Genomic DNA, 14,276 nt, shown 5'->3' on the forward strand with positions numbered 1-14,276 from the left:
TTCAGAGGGAATCCGATTCCCTCAGGGTTCCCCTCACGTACGTCTAGTCGCTTACTGCAGCCAGCCGGCGAACATCGCGGGCGAAGCCGCCAGCAGGCTGAACCGCACCCACCGCCCGGCGAGGCCCGCGGCGAGGAACGTCGTCAGCCGCATCCGGACCATCCCGGCGAGCACGCTCGTCGCCATGAACGGGGGCAGCCCGACGAGCGAGCTGACCCCGTAGGTGCCGGTCATCCAGTGCGGATGGCGCTGGCAGCGTTCGCGCAGCGCCTCGATCTTGCCGCGGATCACCTTGGTGCGCAGCTGCCAGCGGACCCGTCGCGGCGTCATCGGGCGTTCGCGGTGCAGCCGGTCGTGAAGGAATTTCGGGAGCCGGATCGAGCCGCGTGCGGCCAGGTAGTACATCAGTTTCCCGGCGATCTGCCCGACCGCTACCGCGCCGCCCAGCCACAGCCAGGGCACGCCGGGCTGGCTCGCGCAGAGGCCGATGACGAAGAGCTCGGCGTTGATCAGCGGCACGATCGCCGAGCCGAAGGCGACGCCGAGGGTGATGAGCACCCATCCCATCGCGCCACCCCCTCCGTGTCCGTGCTCACTCCAAGCTATCAGCCATCACGAAAAGATCACGGGGGTTAACCCCACTCTTTCCCGGGGAGCCAACCCCAGAAGATCACCTGGCCGACCGGTCTCGGACACCTTCTGCTGCCACTCTCGAACCCGTGCCTGAGGTGCCGATCGCCGACCGTTTCGCCGGGTTGTGTGCCGCCGTCGTGCGCGTACTGCCATTCGGGTTGCCGCGGATCGTCGCGCCGAGTTTCCTCGGTTTCGCGGTGATCAACGGCTTCACCTTCGGTGTCGATCTTCTGCTGCTGACGCTGTTTCACGGCGGGTTGAAGTGGCCGGTGTGGCTGTCGATCAGCGTCGCATACGTGGTCGCGTTCGGGTTGAGTTTCGTGCTGAACCGAGCGCTCAACTTCCGTTCGCACGCGCCGGTGGGCCGCCAGGCGGTGCTGTACGTGGCGGCGATCGCCGTGAACTACCTGGCGTTTTTGCTCGGGCTGGGCGCTGGATTGGCCGCGCTGGGCGTCGAATACCACCTGTCGCGGCTGATCGCCGGGGCGTGCGAGGGCGTGTTCATGTACTCGGTGATGCGCTGGGTGGTCTTCGCGAAGCGCGAAGAGCCGGTCAGTGTGTGAGTTCCAGTTCCAGGGTGCCGGTGAGCCGGACCTCGCGCAGCGTGCCGCGGCCGGTGTCGAGGGTGCGGACGGTGCCGTCGGGAGACCAGCCGGCGCGGCGGTAGAAGCCGAGCGTCGCGTGGTCGGACTGCGCGACCCAGGTGATGCCGCGGCTGAGCCCGTTCGCGCGCAGGTCGGCGGCGGCGGTCGCGAGCAGCCGCCCGGCGTGCCCGCGACGGCCCCAGCGCGGCTCGACCACCAGCGACGCGATCAGGCCGGGAGCGTCCTCGGGCGCTGACCCGTCGGCCGCGGCGGCTTCGTCCTGCGGGGCCGGACCCGCGACGCAGTAGCCGACCGTGAAGGAGCCCTCGGTGGCCAGGTAGACGCGGGAGCCGGGGTACTCGATCGTCTCCGCCCAGGTGCCTTCGAGGTCGGCCTTGTCGAGTTCGTCGATGGCTTCGTCGCCCAGCAGGCCGGCGTAGGCGGCCCGCCAGGTCAGCCGCTGGATGCGGGCGATCTCCGCGGCGTCGGACGGGTTCGCGGGGCGGACTTCGGCGGCACTCACGCGGGCAATGTACCGAAACTGTCGGGGGTGGCTGGCACCATGGCGGAATCATGCAGACGATCAGCCTTTCCGCCGCCCGCCGCACCGCTCTGGCCGCGCAGGGGTTCGCCGACCCGCGGCCCGCCTCCGACCCGACCCGGCGGCACCTCGCCAAGGTGCTGTCGCGGGTCCAGTTGCTGCAGCTGGACTCGGTCAACGTCGCCGTGCGCGCGCACTACATGCCGCTGTTCTCGAGGCTGGGCGCGTACGACCCGGCGCTGGTCGACGACGCCGCGTGGAGCCACCGCGCACGACGGCCGCGGCTGCTGGTCGAGTCGTGGGCGCACGAGGCGAGCCTGCTGCCGATCGAAGACTGGCCGCTGCTGCGGTCCGGCGCGAAGCGGGACGGCTGGTGGCGGAACTACACCAAGGTGGTCGACACGATGCCCGGCCTGCTCGACGACGTGCTGGCGGTCGTCAAGGAACACGGCCCGATCGGCGCCGGAGCGATCGAGAAGGAACTGGAGACCGAGGCGGTCCGGCGCGGGCCGGGTGCGTGGTGGGAACGCTCGGTGGTGAAGAAGGCGTGCGAGTACCTGTTCGGCGTCGGCCAGCTGAGCACCGGAACGCGGCGGTCCTTCGAGCGGCTGTACGACCTGACGGAGCGAGTCGTGCCGCCGGAGATCCTGTCCCGCAAGGTTTCCGCGGAGGAGGGCGCGCGCGGCCTGATCGACCGTTCGGCGCGGGCACTGGGCGTGGCAACGGAAACCGATCTGCGCGACTACTACCGCCTTGGCCCGGACGTCTCTCGGCAAGCTGTCCAGGAACTGGTCGAGGAAGGCGTCCTGGAGCCGGTCCAGGTGGCCGACTGGCGCGCGGTCGCGTACCGGCACGCCGACGCGCGGACGCCGCGGGCAGTGTCCGGGCGGGCTTTGCTGTGCCCGTTCGACCCGCTGATCTGGGAACGCGCGCGGACGGAGCGGTTGTTCGGATTCCGGTACCGCATCGAGATTTACGTGCCGGAACCGAAGCGGGAGTACGGGTATTACGTGTTCCCGTTCCTCCTGGACGGCGCGCTGTCCGCACGAGTGGACCTGAAATCCGACCGGGCGGCCGGGGTGCTGCGAGTGCAGGGCGCGTTCGCCGAACCCGGCGCCGACCAGCCGCGAGTGGCAGCGGAACTGGCCGGAGAACTGCGGACGATGGCGGAATGGCAAGGCCTGGACGGCGTGACGGTGGGGGAGCGGGGTGACCTGGCCCGGGCATTGCGACGAGCGGTGAAGTAAGCGGGGGCTAGTGGGTGTTGGTGCTTACCGGAATTGCCACTCACGACGGCCGCGGAAGTCTTTGCCGTGGCGGGTGAGGTTGGCGGGCGCGGAGGTCTTTGCTTGGCATGCGGGAGGTTCCCGGCGGCTCGCGGAAGTTCCCGGTGGTTATGGCGTGGCGCGCGGAAGTTTTGGCAGCTGCCGGGCGTGAGAAAGCGTGCTCGGCTGCGGAGGACTCGTAGGCCAAAACGGCCGCCGAGCTTAGACCCGGCTGAATGAAGCAGGCCTCGCGCGCGCAGGACAACCCTGACCCGTCCTGAACCCATTGCGGCACCCCGCATCCGGCCCATCACCGCCAGAAACGCTTTGCCCCGCCAGGAAAACCCCCGCGCAGCACGAAGCGGCGGGCCGCCCGGGATGCCTCCGGTGCGGCCCGCCGCCTCCCCCTTGCATCCGTCTGCTCGGCGCACTCGGGGTAGTGGAGTGTGCAGGCCAAAGCAGACGGGATGTCAGCCCGCCGCGCGGGTCACCACTGCGTTGCCGGTTCCGGTGCGGGCGCGGACTTTCAGCGCGACCGCGCCCTCCGGCGGCGTTTCCGAGACGTCCAATTCGCTCGAAACCCGCCCGGCCGCCGACGCCAGTTCCACTTCCGCTCGCACTCCGCTCCGGATGCCGACGCGCACCTCTCCCGAGCCGGTGATCAGTTCGAGCGAGCCGGATGCCGCGTCGGCCACCGAGAGGTCGCCGCTGCCGGTGCGGGCCATGACGTCGCCCTCGACCGCGCCCAGCCAGACGTTTCCGGTGCCGGTGCCGAGCGTTGCCGGTCCGGCGATCGACGCCGCTTCGACCGAGCCGCTTCCGCTGCGCAACTGCAGTCCGGCCAGGGTCGGGCCGAGTTTCACGGCTCCTGTTCCGGTCCGGATGGTGGCCGCGCCGTCCGCGCGTTCCAGCGACACTTCGCCGGACCCGGTGAGGATGTCCGCGCGACCCGCGGCGCCGGTCACCGTGACGTCCGCCGAACCCGCGCGCACTTCGAGGTGCGACCCGGCCGGCGCGTGCACCGTCACCGCTACCGGGACGTTCCGCAGCTGCCACGCCTTGGCCGCCCGAACGACGACCCGGTTGCCGGTCTTCTCGATCCGCGCCTGGCGCACCGCGTCCGCGACCGAGAACTCCGGCACGCCGCCGAACTGGTCCCCGAACTTCTCGCCGACCCACGACAGCAGGCTGCTGACCCCGTTCACCCACGACGGCTGATCGCCCGCGTCGTGCTGCAACCGCACCGTCACCCCGGACTCCCGCCCGAGCACGACCTCGACCCGCCCGATCGTGACGCCCAGGTCCAGTTCGACCGGACCGTCCGCCTCGAAGTCCTGCAGCCGCACGTACGGACCCGGTTCCGCGCTGTCGGAACCCGCCGAAGCGTCGTCCGCGGAACTGTCCGAAGTGGACGCAGCTTCGCCTGTCGGAGCAGCAGATTCGCTGGCGGCCTCCGAAGCGCCGTCGCCCGCCGAGCTGTCCGGAGCGGATGCAGCTTCGCCCGCCGGAGTGGACGCCGCTTCGCCCGCCGGAGCGGCAGATTCGGCGGATGTCGTCGAAGCAGCGTCGGCGCTGGCCGCTTCCTCCGTCCCGAAGCCAGGTTCCCCAACTCGGTCTTCGGTGTTCTTCCCCTGGTCTTCCCGGTTTTCGCCCATGGTGGTGCCCCCTTCTAGCCTTCGACCCAGCCGTGCAGCTTGGTCTCGGTGCGGCCCCCGCCGCTGCTGCTGTCGTGCCAGCGCTGGTGCCGTTGCTGGTGCTGCTGCGCCTGGCCGAGCGCCCCCTGCACGGCCTGCGCCACGAACGTGTTCAGCGAAACCCCCTGCGCGGCGGCCGCCTGTTCGGCCTGGCCCTTGATCTGCTCGACCAGCCGCAGCGTGATCCGCGAGATGTCGCCGCCGTCGATCGGCGGGGCGGGCGGTGGCGGCGGCGGGGGAGGCGCGGACGAAGAACGGTCCTCGCCGCCGGTCACGACCACGCGCACGTCCCGGCCGTCGAGCCGGACGTCCACGACCTGGCCGGGCAGCGCGGCGGTCACCTCGGCCGCCAGGTCGGCCAGCGCGTTCATCAGCGTCAGCCGGACCGCCGGCTCCAGAGCAGACGACAGCAGTGCGGCCGCCCGCCGGGTCTGCTCGTCCCCGGCGGAGGCCGTGTTCGCGAGGTCTTCGCGAAGGTTCGCGATATACGGCGTCAAGTCCATGACACCACTATGGCGTCACCAATGACGTCACGTCAAGGCGCGGTGATGTCACCCGTGCCGCCGGGTTAGGCTGGCGGAGCCGACATGAGGGGAGCGAGACCGGTGCCGCCCAAGGTGCAGCTGATCGCGAAAACCGAGTTCTTCCCGCCCGAGGACGTGCCCTGGTCCACCGACGCCGACGGAGGCGAAGCGCTCGCCGAGTTCGCCGGCCGCGCCTGCTACCAGTCCTGGGAGAAGCCGAATCCCGCGACCGCGACCAACGCCGGGTACCTCGAGCACGTCATCGACGTCGGCCACCTCGCCGTGCTGGAGCACGGGTCGGTCACCTTCTACCTGTCCGGGATCTCCCGCTCGCTCACCCACGAGCTGATCCGGCACCGGCATTTCTCCTACTCCCAGCTCTCCCGGCGCTACGTTCCCGAGCGCGACGCCGAGTTCGTCGAGCCGGACGTCATCGCCGAAGACCCGGTGCTGCACGAGAAATTCGTCAAGGCCACGCAGGCCAGCGCGGCCGCGTACGACGAGCTGCTCGCCGGGCTGGAGGAGAAGTTCGCGGACACGCCCAGCGCCACCCTGCGCCGCAAGCAAGCGCGCCAGGCGGCCCGCGCCGTGTTGCCGAACGCGACCGAAACCCGCATCGTCGTCACCGGAAACTACCGAGCCTGGCGGCATTTCATCGCGATGCGCGCCACCGAGCACGCGGACGTCGAGATCCGTTCGCTGGCCATCGAATGCCTGCGGCAGCTGCACAAGGCGGCGGCCAACGTGTTCGCCGACTTCACGATTTCGACCCTGCCCGACGGCACCGAGATCGCCTCGAGCCCGAAAGTGCTGGAAGGCTGACAACGCACTGATGAAACACCTGACGATCGACCTCCGCCCCGGCCCCTACTCGGTCGTGCGGCTGCCCGCCGACGCCGCCGTTCCCGCCGAACTGCTCGAACCCGGCGAGCCCGCGCTCGTGTCGGTCACCCGCACGCCCGACGAACTGTCGGTGATCTGCCCGACCGGCCGTGAACCCGAGGGCGGCACCGTCGAGGACGGCTGGCGGCTGTTCACCGTGCGCGGGCCGCTGGAATTCACCCTCACCGGCATCATCTCCGCGCTCGCCTCGGAGCTGGCGGCGGCGGGTGTCGCGCTGTTCTCGCTGTCCACCTTCGACACCGATCACATCCTCGTGCGCTCGGACGACCTCGACCGCGCCGTGGCGGCGTTCCGCGACGCCGGGCACGAAGTGCTCCTGCCTGCCTGACGAAAGTCCGTGAAGGGCTCCTTGAAGGAATCTGATTCCCTCAAGGAGCCCTTCACGGACCGTCCCGCCGCGCCCGACGCGCGATGCCGACGTCTGCGAGGGCGGGCGCGGCGTGGCGCAGCACACCCTTGCCCCGCAAAGTTCGGCATGCCTAAACTTCGAGTTGGGGCGACCGATACCAGGGAGTGGCGCACATGGCGGTGGCGGAAGCGGCACGTCCGCGCGGCGTGGCCCGGCTGCGCGCCGGCTGGGCGCTGCTCGGACCGGCGTTCGTCGCCGCGATCGCCTACGTCGACCCGGGCAACGTGGCGGCCAACGTCAGCGCCGGGGCGCGCTACGGCTACCTGCTGGTGTGGGTCATTGTCGCGGCGAACCTGATGGCCGTGCTGGTGCAGTACCTGTCGGCGAAGCTCGGTCTCGTCACCGGCCAGTCGCTGCCCGAGGCACTGCGCGACCGGCTGTCCGGCCGGGCGCGGCTCGCGTACTGGGCGCAGGCGGAGATCGTCGCGATCGCCACCGACCTGGCCGAGGTCGTCGGCGGCGCGATCGCGCTCAACCTCCTCTTCGGGCTCCCGCTGGTCGCGGGCGGGCTCATCACCGGGCTCGTGTCGCTGGTGCTCCTCGCGGTGCAGGACCGCGGCGGACAGCGCCCGTTCGAACGCGTCGTGACCGGCCTGCTGGTGGTGATCGCGGTCGGGTTCCTGGCGAGCTTGTTCGTCGAATCGCCGTCGGCCGCCGGGATCGCGAACGGCCTGATCCCTCGTTTCAGCGGCGGCGACAGCGTGCTGATCGCGGCCGCGATGCTGGGTGCGACGGTGATGCCGCACGCGGTGTACCTCCACTCCGGACTGGTCCGCGACCGGCACGGCAAACCGGAACCCGAACGGCGCAGGCGGCTGCTGCGGGCGACCCGCTACGACGTCGGGTTCGCGATGCTGCTCGCCGGCGCGGTGAACCTCGGCATGCTGCTCGTGGCCGCGACGAATCTCCAAGGCCAGCAAGGCGTTGACACCATCGAAGGCGCACACGGCGCGGTCGCCGCCGCGCTCGGGCCGGGGGTCGCGCTGCTGTTCGCGATCGGGCTGCTCGCGTCCGGGCTGGCGTCCACGTCGGTCGGCGCGTACGCGGGCGCGATGATCATGCAAGGCTTGCTGCGCAAGAGGATTCCGATCGTGGTGCGGCGGCTCGTCACGCTCACTCCGGCGATCGTCGTGCTGGCGCTGGGCGCCGATCCGAGTGCCGCGCTGGTGGTTTCGCAGGTGGTGCTGTCGTTCGGCATCCCGTTCGCGCTCGTGCCGCTGATCCGGCTCACCGCCGACCGCGGACTCATGGGCACGGACGTCAACCGCCGGACCACCACGGTGCTCGCCGCCGTCATCGCGGCGGTGATCATCCTGCTCAACGTCGTGCTGATCGTGCTCACCTTCACCGGCTGACGCCGTCCTAACCGGACGGAACCGGCAAGGCTGCCGGACGGTCGGACTAGCATCTGCGCGAAGCCGACCGAGGAGCCCGACCCCGTGACCGACGAACAGACCCGCCCGCACGACCCGAACCGCACGGCCCCCGCCGGCCGCGTGGTGGCCGGCCGCTACCTGCTGCTCGGCGAACTGGGCCGCGGCGGCATGGGCATCGTGTGGCGCGCGCAGGACCAGGTGATCGGGCGGCAGGTCGCGATCAAGGAGCTGCGGCTGCCCGAAGCAGAAGGCGCCGCGGTGTTCTCGGAGCGGATCCTGCGCGAAGTGCGCGCGGGCGGGCGGCTCAACGACCCGGCCGTCGTCACGGTCTACGACGTGGTCACCGACCAGGGCACCACCTGGATCGTGATGGAACTGGTCGAGGCGCCCACGCTCGCCGACCTGGTGCGCACGCACGGCCCGATGCCCGAGCAGCAGGCGGCGGTGATCGGGGAGCGGGTGCTGTCGGCGCTGCAGGCCGCGCACGCCGCCGGGATCGTGCACCGCGACGTCAAGCCGGCCAACATCATGGTCGCGCCGGACGGCCGGGTGAAGCTCACCGACTTCGGCATCGCGCACGCCATCGACGACCCGCGGCTCACCACGAGCGGGATGATCGTCGGCTCGCCCGCGTTCATGGCCCCGGAGCGGGTCGAGGGCCGCGAAGCGATGCCGGAATCGGACCTGTGGTCGCTCGGCGCGACGCTGTACTTCGCGGTCGAGGGGATCGTCGCGTTCGAACGGCCCACCACGGCCGCCACGTTGCACGCGATCATGACCGAAGTGCCGTACCTGACCCGCGTGCAGGGGCCGCTCGGCGCGGTCATCCTCGGCCTGCTGGTGGCGAACCCGGAAGCCCGGCTCACCGCGGCGCAGGCGCGGGCGCAGCTCGCCCACGCCACCGGTCCGCAGCAGCGTCCGGCCACCGCGGTGATGCCGCAGCAGGAGACCCGCGTCGGCGGGCAGCCGACCCGGCTGGCGGCGAAGCCGGACGGCAAGAGCAGGCGCGGCCTGTGGGCGGGCGCTGTTGCGGTGCTGGTGATCGCCGCGCTGGTCGGCGGGTTCTTCCTCGGCAAACCGGTGTGGTCGCCGAAGAAGGACGAGCAGCAGGCCGAGACGGTCACCTACGGTCCGGACGGCTATCTCAAAGCCAAGTTCTCCTCGTACGAGATCTGCTACAACGCGGTCGTCCAGCCGGGCGTGGTGATCAGCTCGGACAACAACGTCGACTGCAAGAAGAACCACACGCTCGAGGTCTACGACGCGGCCGACCCGCTGCCGCTGGAGAACTGGAGCAACGACGACGCGGCCGTCGCCCCGTATCCCGGCCTGGAGGACATCAGCCGGGCCGCCGAGGCCCGCTGCGCGGCGACGTTCCACTCCTCGGTGGTGCCGCAGCAGCAGCGCGCCGGGCTGTCGTACCGGGCGATCGTGCCGACCCAGCAGGGGTGGCAGGTCCAGCCGGACAGCGACAGCAGCAGCGGCCCGAACCGCAAGATCTACTGCGTCCTGTCGCGGGCCAACAACGACCAGATCCCGGCGCAGATCACCGCCAAGGTCAAGTAGCCGCGCGAGAAGTTCCGCCGCGAGCGGCGCGGCGGCGGAAATTCTCCGAAGTTGCCGGTGGCACACCAGGTCGAGGCCGGGTTCGGCGCTCCGACGAGGTACCGTCGTGGCCATGTCCACCTCACCTGCCGCCGCGCCCGGACGTCCGTTCGGCCGCGTGCTCACCGCGATGGCGACCCCCTTCGACCGAGCCGGGGCGCTGGACGTGAAGCGGGCCCAGGAACTGGCCGAGTACCTCGTGGACCTCGGCAACGACGGCCTCGTCGTCAACGGCACCACCGGCGAGAGCCCGACCACCTCCGACGAGGAGAAGGCCGCCCTGGTCCGCGCCGTCGTCGAGGCGGTCGGCGACCGCGCGACCGTCGTCGCGGGGGCGGGCACCAACAACACCGCGCACAGCATCGAGCAGGCGCAAGCCGCCGCCGAGGCGGGCGCGCACGGCCTGCTCGTCGTCACGCCCTACTACTCGCGGCCGAGCCAGGCCGGGCTGTACGCGCACTTCACGACGGTCGCCGACTCGACCGAGCTGCCGGTCATGCTCTACGACATCCCGCCGCGCTCGATCGTGCCGATCGAGGTCGACACGCTGCAGCGGCTGGCCGAGCACCCGCGGATCGTCGCGGTCAAGGACGCGAAGGGCGACCTGATCGCCGGCTCCGAGGTCATCGCGAACACCCACCTCGCCTACTACTCCGGCGACGACGGCCTGAACCTGCCGTGGCTGTCGGTCGGCGCGGTCGGCGTGGTCAGCGTGATCGGGCACGTCGTGGCGGGCCGGATCCGCGCGATGATCGAGGCCTACGAGGCAGGCGACACGTCCACCGCGCGCACGAACCACCGCGCGATGCTGCCGGTGCTGCGGGCGATGTCGCGGGTCGGCGGCGTGGCGTTCAGCAAGGCTTCGCTGCGGCTGCGCGGGTTCGACATCGGCGACCCGCGGCTGCCGATCGTCGCCCCGTTCGACGACCAGTTCGAGCAGATCGCGGCCGATCTCGCCCAGGGCGGCGTGCCGCTGGAGGACAGCGCGGCCTCGGACTGGCATGGTGCACGGGTGGCACAAGCAGATTCGCAGGCGGCCTACACCGCCCCCACCTCGCACACCAGCGTTGGGACAATGCCCCGGTGACCTCACTTCCCGCCGGACCCGGCCCGACGCACCTCCCGCCCGCCCTTCCCGAGGGAGCCCTGCGCGTCGTCGCGCTCGGCGGCATCGGCGAGGTCGGGCGCAACATGACCGTCTTCGAATACGACGGCAGGCTCCTGATCGTCGACTGCGGCGTCCTCTTCCCCGAGGACGACCAGCCGGGCGTCGACCTGATCCTGCCCGACTTCCGCGCGATCGAGGACCGGCTCGACGACATCGACGGCCTTGTGCTCACCCACGGGCACGAGGACCACATCGGCGCCGTCCCGTTCCTGCTCCGGCTGCGCCCGGACGTCCCGATCTACGGTTCGCGCTTCACCAACGCGCTGCTCGCGGCCAAGGCCAAGGAGCACCGCCAGCGGCCGAAGCTGATCGAGGTGCGCGAGGGGGAGAAGCGCAAGGTCGGCGCGTTCGACCTCGAGTTCTTCGCGGTGAACCACTCGATCCCGGACGCGCTCGCGGTCGCCATCCGCACGCCGGCCGGCGTCGTGCTGCACACCGGCGACATCAAGCTCGACCAATTGCCGCTCGACGGCAGGCTCACCGACCTCGCGGGCTTCTCGCGCCTCGGCGACGAGGGCGTGGACCTGTTCTGCGTGGACTCGACCAACGCCGAGGTGCCCGGGTTCGTCATGCCCGAGCGCGACATCGGCCCGGTGCTCGACGACGTCGTCCGGCGCGTGGACCAGCGCGTCATCGTCGCCTGCTTCGCGAGCCACGTGCACCGCGTGCAGCAGGTGCTGGACGCCGCCGTCCGGCACGGCCGCCGGGTGGCGTTCGTGGGCCGGTCGATGGTCCGGAACATGGGCATCGCGGCCGAACTGGGCCTGCTGAACGTGCCGGAAGGCCTGCTCGTCGACCTGGACCAGGCGAGCAACCTGCCCGAGAGCAAGGTGCTGTTCGTGTCGACGGGTTCGCAGGGCGAGCCGCTGTCGGCGCTGTCGCGGATGGCCCGCGGCGAGCACCGGCAGATCTCGATCCGCGCGGGCGACACCGTCGTGCTGGCCAGCTCGATGATCCCGGGCAACGAGACCGCGGTGTTCGGCGTCGTGAACGGCCTGACCCGGCTCGGCGCGAACGTCGTGCACCAGGGCAACGCGAAGGTGCACGTGTCCGGCCACGCGTCCGCGGGCGAGCTGCTGTACCTGTACAACGCGGTCCGGCCGAGCAACGTCATGCCGGTGCACGGCGAGTGGAAACACTTGCGCGCCAACGGAGAGCTCGCGATCCGCACCGGCGTCGCGCCGGACAACGTGGTGATCGCCGAGGACGGCGTGGTCGTGGACCTGGTCGACGGCAAGGCCTCGCGCACCGGCCGCGTCGAGGTCGGGCACGTGTACGTGGACGGGCTGTCCGTCGGCGACGTCGGCGAGTCGACTCTGTCCGACCGGCTCGTGCTCGGCGAGGGCGGGTTCATCGCGATCACCGTGGTGATCGACTCGAACACCGGCCGCGCGGTCAGCAGCCCGACGATCTCCGGCCGCGGCTTCTCCGACGACCCGAAGGCCCTGCACGCCGTCGTGCCGCTCGTGGAGATGGAGCTGGCGCGGACCGAAGCCGAGGGCATCACCGACACCCACCGCATCGCGCAGGCGGTGCGCCGGGTCGTCGGCCGGTGGGTCGCCGACACCTACCGCAGGCGGCCGATGATCGTGCCGACGGTCATCCCGGTCTGATTCAGCGCCGCGCGCCCGCCAGCAGCAACGCCATCACGACGATCGCTGCCTGGCGGGCGAGCGCGTTGCGGGCTCTGCGCTGTTCGGCCCGGCTCGGTCGGTGGTCCATGAGATCCCCCAGGTGTCTCGTGCGGCTCGCTCCAGTGTGGCGGGCCCGCGGATAGGACACATCCCGCGCGAGGTTGGTTCCCGTCTCCGTCCGGAGAGGGAGTCAGGCGACCGCAGCGGTCTGTCGTTGGACCAGGTAGGCGCCGCCGAGCAGCAGCGCGGCGCCGACCGCTTGCGGCCAGTCGAGGGCTTCGCCGAGCAACGCCCACGCGAACGCCGCGGCAGCGACGGGTTCGAGCAGCCCGACGACGCTCGCCACCGAGGCGGGCAGGTGGCGCAGCGCGGAGATTCCCGCGACGTACGGGATCGCCGTCGAGAGGATCACCAGGCCGAGCAGCAGCAGCCACAGCGGCGGGGTCCACGCTCCGAAGGGGACGGTCTGGCCCGCTATCCCCAGCGGCAGCGTCCACGGCGGCGCGGCGACGCTCACGAGCACCCCGCCGATCACCATGCCCCAGGTGACCAGCCCGAGCGGTTCGCGGTCGGCCACCGCGCGTTCGCCGAGCAGGAAGTACCCGGCCGAACAGAGCGCCGCGCCGAGGCCGGCCAGCAGCCCGATCGCGTCGAGTCGCAGCCCCTGCCAGACCTGCGCGACCAGCGCCAGTCCGACCATCGCGACCGCCATCCCGAACCACAGCATGCGCGGCAGCCGCTTCTTGCGCACCACGCGCACCCACAACGCGATCAGCACCGGCGACAGGAACTCCAGCAGGATCGCGATGCCGACCGGGATCCGTTGCGCGGCAATGAAATACAGCAGCTGCGTACCGGCCACACCGAGCGCCCCGTACGCCAGCAGCATCGGCCATTCCCCGCGCCGGACGCGCAGCGTGTGCGGCGCGAAGAGCGCGGTGCCGATCAGCAGCAGGACTCCCGCCGTCCCGATCCGCAGCACCGCCACCTGTTCCGGCGTCATGCCCGCGCCCATGACCGGTTTCGCGAGCGTCCCGGAGGTGCTGAAGAAGACCGCGGCGAGCAGGACGAGCGACAGCCCGCGGCCGCGGTGGATCACCCGGGGTTGTTCCAGGACGGGGAGTTCGGTGGTCACGCGCGCGACATTACGGAGCGGGACGACCGAGCGAAACTGAGTTATTCCCCGGTTTTACTAATCCGACCAAAAGTAGGCCGACCCCGACCGCGGCACGTAACCGTTGCTACGAAAGCCGTTCGGCCGTGGCTGTGGTCGGATTAGTAATGATCGGCACAGTCAGGCCTGTCGCGACGTGTGTCGTGATGGTTGCCAGCCGTCGTCCCTGAATCCGCAGTGCCTGCAGTGCGGTGGCATCCGGCGCCGCGGATTTGCGCGAGACGAACGAGCCGCCGTACGGGTTGCCGGACTCCATGAGGTGCGGGTCCGCGTAGCCGAGGGGGAGGACGATCGCGCCCCAGTGGTAGAAGATGTTGTTGATGGCCAGCACGGTCGCTTCGAGGCCGCCGTGCGCGGTGGACGCCGACGTGAACGACGTCGCCACCTTGTCGGCCAGTTTCCCTTGCGCCCACAGGCCGCCCGTGGTGTCCACAAAGGACTTCAGCTGCGCGGCGGGCCCGCCGAACCGGGTGGGGCTGCCGAGCGCGAGCCCGTCCGCCCATTCGAGATCGGCCAGCGCGGCGAGTTCGTGGTGCGGCCCGGAATCAACCCAAGCCTGCCAACGCCGATTGCTCGCGACCGCTTCCGGCGGCGCGCTCTCGGCCACGGTGCGGACGCGGACCTCCGCCCCGGCTTCGCCCGCCCCCTCGGCGAGCGCGCCGGCGAGGGCAGCGGTGTTCCCGGTGGCGCTGTAGTAAACGACCAGAATGCGGGTGCTCACACCTCGCGACCCTAGCCGGGCTCAGCGAGGCGTCCCACGATCCGG

General features: G+C 70.9%; 14 protein-coding genes. 8 read left to right on the forward strand and 6 right to left on the reverse strand.

The genetic code is table 11. The features are described 5' to 3' along the window. Positions 1-51 precede the first annotated feature (51 nt). Positions 52-567 carry a YqaA family protein gene (locus EIZ44_RS11585; RefSeq protein ID WP_037812507.1) on the reverse strand — a complete coding sequence of 172 codons (516 nt, stop codon included), beginning with the start codon at positions 565-567 and terminating at the stop codon, positions 52-54. A gap of 152 nt (positions 568-719) precedes the next feature. Here EIZ44_RS11585 and EIZ44_RS11590 point away from each other — a divergent pair, with 152 nt between their 5' ends. Beyond that, positions 720-1,196 (forward strand): GtrA family protein, encoded by a 477-nt coding sequence (locus EIZ44_RS11590; RefSeq protein ID WP_078870439.1) that lies wholly within the window; start codon positions 720-722, stop codon positions 1,194-1,196. Here EIZ44_RS11590 and EIZ44_RS11595 read toward each other — a convergent pair. Beyond that, positions 1,186-1,740: a GNAT family N-acetyltransferase gene (locus EIZ44_RS11595; RefSeq protein ID WP_043827028.1), complete on the reverse strand. Its 555-nt coding sequence runs from the start codon at positions 1,738-1,740 to the stop codon at positions 1,186-1,188. The two genes, EIZ44_RS11590 and EIZ44_RS11595, sit on opposite strands and share 11 nt — an antisense overlap. 50 nt (positions 1,741-1,790) lie before the next feature. On the opposite strand from EIZ44_RS11595, the gene EIZ44_RS11600 reads away from it, so the two are divergent. Further along, complete coding sequence (locus EIZ44_RS11600; RefSeq protein ID WP_134728549.1) at positions 1,791-3,005, forward strand: winged helix-turn-helix domain-containing protein; 1,215 nt, start codon at positions 1,791-1,793, stop codon at positions 3,003-3,005. Positions 3,006-3,493: 488 nt separating this feature from the next. On the opposite strand, the gene EIZ44_RS11605 is transcribed toward EIZ44_RS11600, so the two are convergent. Together EIZ44_RS11605 and EIZ44_RS11610 are read right to left on the reverse strand one after the other, a co-directional pair. Next, positions 3,494-4,369, reverse strand: a complete 876-nt coding sequence (locus tag EIZ44_RS11605; RefSeq protein ID WP_051728925.1) for a DUF4097 family beta strand repeat-containing protein — start codon at positions 4,367-4,369, stop codon at positions 3,494-3,496. Positions 4,370-4,692: 323 nt separating this feature from the next. Next, positions 4,693-5,220, reverse strand: coding sequence for a toxin-antitoxin system HicB family antitoxin (locus tag EIZ44_RS11610; protein ID WP_043827030.1), 528 nt, complete (start codon positions 5,218-5,220; stop codon positions 4,693-4,695). A gap of 84 nt (positions 5,221-5,304) precedes the next feature. Between EIZ44_RS11610 and thyX the strand changes: the two genes are divergently transcribed. The 6 genes from thyX (at position 5,305) to EIZ44_RS11640 (ending at position 12,315) form a co-directional block, all read left to right on the forward strand. Next, positions 5,305-6,063 (forward strand): FAD-dependent thymidylate synthase, encoded by a 759-nt coding sequence (gene thyX / locus EIZ44_RS11615; RefSeq protein ID WP_037812497.1) that lies wholly within the window; start codon positions 5,305-5,307, stop codon positions 6,061-6,063. Between the two features lie 10 nt (positions 6,064-6,073). Beyond that, positions 6,074-6,472, forward strand: coding sequence for an ACT domain-containing protein (locus EIZ44_RS11620; protein ID WP_134728550.1), 399 nt, complete (start codon positions 6,074-6,076; stop codon positions 6,470-6,472). A gap of 194 nt (positions 6,473-6,666) precedes the next feature. Beyond that, positions 6,667-7,908, forward strand: coding sequence for an Nramp family divalent metal transporter (locus EIZ44_RS11625; protein WP_051728914.1), 1,242 nt, complete (start codon positions 6,667-6,669; stop codon positions 7,906-7,908). A gap of 84 nt (positions 7,909-7,992) precedes the next feature. After that, positions 7,993-9,495, forward strand: coding sequence for a serine/threonine-protein kinase (locus EIZ44_RS11630; RefSeq protein WP_134728551.1), 1,503 nt, complete (start codon positions 7,993-7,995; stop codon positions 9,493-9,495). Between the two features lie 112 nt (positions 9,496-9,607). Further along, complete coding sequence (dapA, locus tag EIZ44_RS11635) at positions 9,608-10,621, forward strand: 4-hydroxy-tetrahydrodipicolinate synthase (protein ID WP_051728913.1); 1,014 nt, start codon at positions 9,608-9,610, stop codon at positions 10,619-10,621. Positions 10,622-10,725: 104 nt separating this feature from the next. Then, complete coding sequence (locus EIZ44_RS11640; RefSeq protein ID WP_235146553.1) at positions 10,726-12,315, forward strand: ribonuclease J; 1,590 nt, start codon at positions 10,726-10,728, stop codon at positions 12,313-12,315. A 211-nt stretch (positions 12,316-12,526) separates the two neighbouring features. Here EIZ44_RS11640 and EIZ44_RS11645 read toward each other — a convergent pair whose 3' ends face one another. After that, entirely contained in the window at positions 12,527-13,471 is a 945-nt protein-coding gene (locus tag EIZ44_RS11645; protein ID WP_134728552.1) for an EamA family transporter, read from the reverse strand. Positions 13,472-13,577: 106 nt separating this feature from the next. Then, on the reverse strand, positions 13,578-14,231 hold the full coding sequence (wrbA, locus tag EIZ44_RS11650) for an NAD(P)H:quinone oxidoreductase (RefSeq protein ID WP_134728553.1): 654 nt from the start codon (positions 14,229-14,231) through the stop codon (positions 13,578-13,580). Positions 14,232-14,276 lie beyond the last annotated feature (45 nt).

It is taken from the genome of Amycolatopsis nivea (assembly GCF_004522235.1).
Taxonomy (GTDB): Bacteria; Actinomycetota; Actinomycetes; order Mycobacteriales; family Pseudonocardiaceae; genus Amycolatopsis; species Amycolatopsis nivea.